Origin of the sequence: Helicobacter sp. UBA3407, from assembly GCF_949747025.1 — a bacterium.
In the GTDB taxonomy this organism is placed as follows: domain Bacteria; phylum Campylobacterota; class Campylobacteria; order Campylobacterales; family Helicobacteraceae; genus Helicobacter_D; species Helicobacter_D ganmani.
This window is the reverse complement of record NZ_CATKCB010000187.1, coordinates 1-4923: the sequence shown is the minus strand read 5'-3', so window position 1 is coordinate 4923 and position 4923 is coordinate 1. Positions and strand designations below refer to the sequence as shown.

Below are 4923 nucleotides of genomic sequence, written 5' to 3'. Positions count from 1 at the left end.
CTTTAGCCTTTGGAATCACGATAAAATAAAAAGTTTCAAAGTTGTGCAATCCAAGCGAGAGAGCGTTTAAATACTGATTTGAAAAAGGTTTTTTAAGTCCAGATTCTAAAAGCAAAACCATTGTGGGTAGAATCACGAGACTCAAGACACAAATACAGGCTAACAGATTTCTCCCGCTTCCGCTAAAAGCCTCTCTTAAGAGTGGAACGAGTAAAAACAATGCACCAAAGGCGTAAAGCACGGTGGGAATAGAACCCATAAAACGCACAAGAAAGTTTAAAATACTCTGCAAAAGCTTGGTTGCTTTGGATTTCATCGGCAAGATGAGAACGCAGACGATGGCTAAACTACAAGGAAATGCAACAAGCAATGTGCTAAAGCTTAGAATCAGTGAATTAACAAACATTGTCAAAACCCCAAATTCATTGGCTTTGGGATTCCAACTAAAGTGAAGTGTTAAGCTAGGATTGGAAGCAAGTGTTTGTAGTCCAAACCCACCAATCACAAGAAAAAGTAGGCAGATTCCGCTTAATGCTATGATTGTCGCAAATATTGCGACAAGTTTCATTTTGGAAGCGGGATATAGCCGGATTGTTCAATAAACTTTGCGCCATCACTAGAATAAATATAATCCACAAAAAGCTTAGTTAGTCCTTGTGGTTCGCCTTTTGTATTCATATAGAGAAGGCGGCTGATTTGATAAGAACCTTCTTTTGTTTTTTCTTGAGTGGGTTCAATATTTTCAAATGCGATTCCTTTAATGCTTGAATCCAAATGTCCGATTCCGACATAACCAATCGCATTTTTATCTTGTGCAAGAGCGATTTTCATCGCACCATTGGAGCTGACGACATTTGCAGTTTGTGGAATCTCTATACCTTTGTTTAAGCCTTTGGATTCAAAAGTATCGCGTGTGCCGCTTCCATCTTCACGCACATAGAGGTTAATTACGCCCTCATTGCCTCCTAGCTCATTCCAATTTTTGACTTCCCCGCTGAAAATTCGGCTTACTTGCTCTTTGGTGAGATTAGAGAGAGGGTTTTCTTTATGCACCGCAATGGCAACTCCATCTACTGCAAAAGGAAAAGAAACCAACTGATATTTTTCAATTTCTTGGGGTTTTAGTGCGCGTCCGGTATTACCAATCTGAACCAAGCCCTCGCCAACTTTTGTGATTCCAGCACCTGTGCCACCCCCTGTAATGCTAATGGTGATGTTAGGGTTAAACGACATAATTGCTTCTGCCGCCTTTTTCATTACTGGGATATGCGCAGTGCCTCCTGCAATATCTATCTTGCCTTGCTCTTTGGCAAAGACGGCTAAGTTTTCGCTTGAAGCATTTGTCGCGCTAGATTCCGAAGAATCTTTAGAATTAGACCCACAACCGGTAAATGCACCAAATGTGAGCAACAAAACTGAAGCAGATAAAAGTGTAGAGACTTTTAGCATAATTGATTCCTTTTGTGAGATTTAAAGTCGCAATCCTAGCAAAATTATCTTTAAAGATTCCTATTTTTGGTTAAATAAATTTTAATTTCTCGTCCTTGCGAGGCGAAGCTAAAGCGCATTCCGCGAAGTGATTTGCTTACACTTGAAAATCTGTAATTTTGACAAGCCAAAAACATTCCTTAGAATTTAAAAAGAGGGATTTTGTTGTAGAATCTTAAAATGCGTTATAATTTTGCCAAATTTACAGAGGTTTTGCTGATGAAATTGAGAATCCCAACGAGTAATTATGGTAGAAAAGTGCGTCAAAAATTTTTGCAGCCTTTACAAACACAGCAATCTTTGCTAGCAAACAATCAACAAGAACAATTTGTCTTAAAAGTTTCTATGTATAGTGCCTTATTGTTGGCAATTTTGGGAATCGCCTTTGGGCTCGGATTTAAAAGCTCGGCAATCGTATTTGATGGAATCATCGCGCTTGTTTCAGTAGGATTGGGACTTTTGAGTGTGATTACCTCACGCTTTATTTATCGTGAAGATGATGATGTGTTTCAATATGGTTATGTTCGTTTTGAACCTATGGTGAATCTTTTTAAGAGTTTGATTCTCATCATCGTTTGTATTTATGCTCTAATAGGCGGAATAGAGGATATTTTGAGTGGGGGATATACTTTACAAATTAATGGAGCGGCAATTTACACATTTTGTGCTTTTGTGCTTTGCTTGATTATTTTTGTTTTTACGCGATTTTATGCTAAACGACTAGATTCTGAACTTATTGGTGTGGATAATGTAGAGTGGAAAATTGATTGTGTTTTATATCTTGGAGCGTTGTTTGCTTTTGGGGCGATTGTGCTGTTTGACCCAGAACAACAAGAATCTTTGACGCGTTATATTGACCCGATTTTGCTTGTGCTATTAAGTGTGTTTTTGGCTTTCACACCTGTTAAGATTTTTATTGCAAATCTTAAAGATTTGATGATGATTGCTCCTCAAGAATTAGATGATAAAATTACAGAAGTTATGGAAAATTTAAGTGCAGAATATGGATTTGAGGATTATGATACACATGTCGCAAAAAGTGGAAGGTTTTTTATGATTGAAGTGAATCTTTTGGTAACAGACGCAAATGCAAAATTGAGTGCAGGTGAAATAGATGTGATTCGTAACAAAATTGAACAATCTTTAGAGATTCCAAGTTATAAGATTTGGCTACTTGTTAGTTTCACCGCAAATCCAAAGTGGCTGTGATATGCTATATAATCTTAAAAAATTTTAAATAAAAATCCTTATTAAATCCATTAGAATTACAGCAAAGATAAATAAAATTTAGCTATAATGATTTTTAATAATTTTTGTTTAACTTAAAATTAAGGTCATTTTTATGAAAGGAATCATTGAAAAGGCATTTATCCAAGCCATAGAAGATACGCTTGAGAAAACCCCCACACGTTGTGATAATAAGCTTTTATGCGGTTATCTCTCTAGCATTGATCTTATCTTTGGAGATGATACCAAAGGAACGGTTACTTTTGTAAGTTCTAAAGAGTTTTTGAATATTCTATCTTTTGGATTATTTGGAGAAAATGCAAAAGACGATTTGACTTTGCAAGACCTCTCACAAGAGTTGGCAAACTTGACGATTGGGCTTGGGAAAGTGCTTGCAGTTAAAGAGGGAAAAAGTTTTAATATCAAAACTCCGCGCGTGTTTGGTTATGGTGAATTTCAAGACAGACAATATAATCATTTGGATTTTACGCTTGAAGGCGCACCATGCTCATTATTTTTGCATAGATAAAGGGAAGTTATGCCAGCAGATGAATTTACATTAGCCAAAATCCAAGCCCCTAAACAAGAAGATTTAGTGCGGTATTTAGACGGGATTATAAACAATTATAGCGGGCTTTTGGATATGGGAGTGATTTTTAAATCCGAGCTTGGTTCTACCAAAGTGCCGCTGTTGGATATTTTACGCTTTGAGAAAGGCTCTATTATTGACTTGCAAAAACCTGCTGGAGAGAGTGTAGAGATTTATATTAATGGGCGAATCATCGGCAAGGGCGAAGTAATGGTTTATGAAAAAAACCTCGCGATTCGCGTAAATGAAATTCTTGATTCTAATGCGATTGTTTATTATCTAACACGAGAGAGTATCGGCACGGTATGAGAGCAGTGCTTGTACTTTTGTGTGGAATATGTTTTTTTGGTGTGATTCTAAACGCAAGCCAAATGCGCGAAGAGAGTGCGAACGCAGAATCTTCATTGCAAGGAATGTCGTCGGATTCTAAGATTTCAGAATTCGCTTTTGAAATGGGAAAATCTCCGCTTGAAAGCATTAATATGTTGCAATATTTTGGTGTGATTTTAATTTTAGTTGGGCTTTTAATTTTTTTATGGTATGTGAAAAATCGCCTCAATTCCCCACAAATCAAGGCTACCAAACCTAATGTATTGGGTGCATTGTTTGACGCAAAAAATTCAACAAGTGCCGTGCAAGTGCAATCTATTACAACTTTGGGGTTAAATAGCAAGTTGATTGTGTTTGAAGCTTATCAAAAGCGGTATTTAGTTATTTTGGGTAATAGTTATGCAAAATTGGTGGATTCTTATTCCATAGAATCGGAGAGTGCCACGCAAGAATCATTTAAGGAATTATTAGAGCAAGAGTTGCCAAGTGAAGCGAAATAATTTTCTCGCACTTTTTCTATCTTTAGCAATTCACGCATTGTTGCTTTTGCTTTTTTTGTGGGAGTCGCACTTAAGTGATTTGTATCACCCTCCGCGTTTGGGGACGCAAGAGGGAGAACGCGTGAGTTTGAAGCATTTTAGATTTTCACAAGGTGGAGAGGGGCAGAGTAGAGAGCAAGCTCCTGCACCACAGGCGAGATCGGAATCTACACCGCGTATGCAAGAATCCCCAAAAGCAAAAGTAGAAAAACCTAAGAAGCCAAAGCCCCAAACAAATCAATCAAAATCCGCACAATCTAAGCCTGCAACGAAGCAAATCTCAAAAGCCTTGAGCGAGTCTTTAGCGCAAAGCCTAGCAAGACCACAGACGCAATCCACCCAGAATCACCAAAATGCTTCGGGTGCGGTTGGTGCGCCGCATTCCCCCTCTATTTATGATTTTGGAAAAGATATGTCCAATCAGGAGGTAAAAGACCTCTATGGCGAGGAGTTTGGTTCGCTTGATGCGGAGCAAAGGAAGTTTATCAAGGATAATTTAAGTGGAATCGGACGCATTACACAAAGGTATTTGAAATATCCAACAATCGCGGGTAAGATGGGACAACAAGGGGACAATATCGTGGAATTTTATTTGTATCCTAATGGAGATATTTCTGACCTTAAACTCCTTACGCCAAGTGGCTTTACCCTGCTAGATGATAATAGCGTGCATACAATCAAAATCGCCTATAAGGACTATCCTTATCCAAGTGTGAAAACTAAGATTCGCATTCGGGTGATGTATAGGAT

The 4923-nt window shown here is 38.0% G+C and carries 7 protein-coding genes; 5 read left to right on the top strand and 2 right to left on the bottom strand.

Annotated elements, in window-relative coordinates:
• On the bottom strand, positions 1-568 hold a 568-nt coding region (locus tag Q1553_RS06925; protein ID WP_300842852.1), incomplete at its 3' end, for a hypothetical protein.
• Positions 565-1449 carry a phosphate ABC transporter substrate-binding protein gene (locus Q1553_RS06920; RefSeq protein ID WP_300761556.1) on the bottom strand — a complete coding sequence of 295 codons (885 nt, stop codon included), beginning with the start codon at positions 1447-1449 and terminating at the stop codon, positions 565-567. The genes Q1553_RS06920 and Q1553_RS06925, both read right to left, overlap by 4 nt.
• 219 nt (positions 1450-1668) lie before the next feature.
• Here Q1553_RS06920 and Q1553_RS06915 point away from each other — a divergent pair, with 219 nt between their 5' ends.
• The 5 genes from Q1553_RS06915 to Q1553_RS06895 all read left to right on the top strand — a co-directional run.
• Complete coding sequence (locus Q1553_RS06915; RefSeq protein WP_245944275.1) at positions 1669-2697, top strand: cation transporter; 1029 nt, start codon at positions 1669-1671, stop codon at positions 2695-2697.
• A gap of 133 nt (positions 2698-2830) precedes the next feature.
• On the top strand, positions 2831-3244 hold the full coding sequence (locus tag Q1553_RS06910; protein WP_115552001.1) for a hypothetical protein: 414 nt from the start codon (positions 2831-2833) through the stop codon (positions 3242-3244).
• Between the two features lie 9 nt (positions 3245-3253).
• Positions 3254-3613: a flagellar motor switch protein FliN gene (fliN, locus tag Q1553_RS06905; protein WP_115552000.1), complete on the top strand. Its 360-nt coding sequence runs from the start codon at positions 3254-3256 to the stop codon at positions 3611-3613.
• Positions 3610-4134 (top strand): hypothetical protein, encoded by a 525-nt coding sequence (locus Q1553_RS06900; RefSeq protein WP_300668803.1) that lies wholly within the window; start codon positions 3610-3612, stop codon positions 4132-4134. Before fliN ends, Q1553_RS06900 begins: the two co-directional genes overlap by 4 nt.
• A partial coding sequence (locus Q1553_RS06895) for a TonB family protein (RefSeq protein WP_300842851.1) occupies positions 4121-4923 on the top strand: 803 nt, incomplete at its 3' end. The genes Q1553_RS06900 and Q1553_RS06895, both read left to right, overlap by 14 nt.